The 2,352-nt window shown below is 72.4% G+C and carries 2 protein-coding genes; both read right to left on the bottom strand.

The genetic code is table 11. The annotated features are described in order from the left end of the window. Window positions 1-681, bottom strand: a 681-nt coding sequence (locus KS423_RS43635) for a hypothetical protein (protein ID WP_224285236.1), incomplete at its 3' end; no start/stop codon positions are given. An 89-nt stretch (window positions 682-770) separates the two neighbouring features. Further along, window positions 771-2,352: threonine/serine exporter ThrE family protein (locus KS423_RS43630; protein ID WP_224285235.1), on the bottom strand; the 1,582-nt coding region annotated here is incomplete at its 5' end.

Here is a 2,352-nt window from a genome sequence, read left to right as displayed (position 1 = left end):
ACGCCGGTGCAGCAGGCGCTCGCGCCGCAGCGCACGTGCCCGGCGACGCGGGCGCGCGGCGTATCGCCAGCGGGCCCACGGGCTGCTCGGGCGGGCCAGCCGGACCGCCCCGATCCAGGACAGACCGGGGACCATGATCCCGAGCAGTCCGGTCCACACCTTGCCTTTGAACAGGGTGATCACCGAGGCCAGCGCGTTCACCGAGATGATCGTGATCAGGCCCCACCTCGTCTCCTCGCCGGGCACCACGCCGAGCGGCACGTACCCGACCAGCAGCAGGGAGGTGAACAGGATGCCGAAGATCACCGCGTCCACCGACTTGCGGCCCTGTTCGCTCCAGTACACGTCGTCCAGGTGCAGGATCAGCGCGAACTCGTCCAGCACCAGGCCGCAGCCGATGCCGAAGGCCAGCCCGAACCAGTTGATCCACGGGTGCCCGCCGTAGGTGGCGAACACCCCGATGCCGCCGAGCAACAGGAAGCCCAGGCCGAACACCATGTGGTGGATGTGCAGCCCGCCGGGGGTCACGTTGCCCGGCCACCAGCGCACCTTGGCGCGGATCATCCGGACGCTGAACCGGATGAAGACGAAGGAGACGATGAATCCGACCAGCAGCAGGAACAGCGGTTGCTTGTGCGCGGCGACGATGTGGTCGCGGTAGCCGTCCAGCAGTGTCGTCATGGGTCTTACCTTCGTTCCTGGTCCTGCGTCCTGCCTGCCGCAACGTGGCCCGGGGCACACATCGGCCCCAACACCGGGCCGACGCCCGGTCAGAACCCTCGAGTTCGCTTGGCCGCCCGGCGCGGCACGGCCGGGTAGAGCGACGGGCGCTCGGCGCCGACCGGCAGCTTCATGAACAGGCGGGCGATCTCCCCACCCAGGTTCACCCCGATCGCCAGCGCCATCGCGATCGCCGCCGCCCGGAAGACCGACACCAGGCCGGCGCTGGAGTGCCCCTGGGCGAAGGCGAGCATCCCGAGGTAGAGCGCCGAACCGGGCATCAGCGGGCCGATCGCGGCGGTCACGTACGGCAGCGCCGAACCGTTGCGGTAGCGCGCCATCAGCTGGCCGAAGAGGCCGACCAGCCCGGCCGCCACGCCGGTCGCCGCGATCGGGTTGACACCCGCGTTGTACACCAGCGCGCCGTAGCTGGCCCAGCCGATGCCGCTGTTGACGGTGACCAGGGCCAGCGTGCGGCGGTCGGTCTGGAGCAGCGTCGCGAAGGCCAGGGTCAGCACCATCGCGGCGACCATCTGGACCGGCGGGTAGCTGACGCCCGCCAGGCTCTCGTCCGGGCGCAGGTTCGCCTCGAAGCCGACCCCCAGGTAGAGGATCACCATCACCCCGATCACGATGCCCGCGACCAGGTAGATCACTTCCAGCAGTCGGGCCGCGGCGGTGATGTAGAAGCCGGTCAGGCCGTCCTGTACGGCCGCGACCAGGGCGCGCCCGGGCAGCAGGGCGAACAGCCCGCCGGTGATCACGACCGAGCCGCGCAGGCCCCAGTCGTTGAACGAGAGGATGATGCCGGAGGCGGCGGCCGGCATCGCGGCCGCCACGAACTGGTAGAACTCCGGCAGCCGGCGCCGGGCCAGCGCGGAGGCCAGCCGGTCGCCGAGGACGGCCGCGACGAAGGCGCTCGCGAACACCAGCCAGGCCTTGTCGTCCATCCGCCCACCGACCAGGAAGGTCGCCGCGCCGGCCAGCAGGCCGGTGGTCAGGGCGAGGAACCAGGCCGGGTACGGGTGCCGGTTGCGGCGGATCACCGCGAGCCGGCGGTAGGCGTCGTTGACCGTCACCTTCTCCGCGGTGATGTCCGCGACCAGCTCGTACACCGCGTCGAGCCGGGTGTAGTCGGAGGTGCGGCGGCGCACCACGCGGTCGGCGGTGACCGGCGGCTCGACCAGCGAGGGCTGGTACGAGATGCCGATCAGGGTGAAGGTGACCTGCGGCTCGCAGCGGTCCAGCCGGTAGGCGTGCGCGATGCCGAGCATCGCCGCCTCGACGTCCTCGGCGGCCTCACCGCTGGCCAGCAGCAGCTCGCCGATGCGCAGCGTCAGGTCGAGGATGCGCGGGACGTTGCGGGTGGCGGCCGCGGAGGGGTGCAGTTCGCGGGCGGTGCGCTCGAAGGCGGGCCGCTCCGACATCGGGGTGCGCAGCAGGGTGCGCATCCGGTCCGGCCAGGGCGCCTCGCCCGGGGCCCCGGCGGTCAGGTCCGGGACCGGGATGCCGGTGGGCGGGGTGTAGCCGGCCGCCCGCCACTCCTCGGGGGTGAGGGTGTCCTCGGCGACCGAACGGCGGCGGACCGGACGCTCGGCCTCGGGGCGGCCGGTCGCGGGGCGGCCCGCGGCC

Origin of the sequence: Streptomyces sp. LS1784 (genome assembly GCF_020103755.1) — a bacterium.
Classification (GTDB): domain Bacteria; phylum Actinomycetota; class Actinomycetes; order Streptomycetales; family Streptomycetaceae; genus Kitasatospora.
Note: the sequence above shows the minus strand (reverse complement) of the source record. Positions and strands in the feature narration are given on the sequence as shown.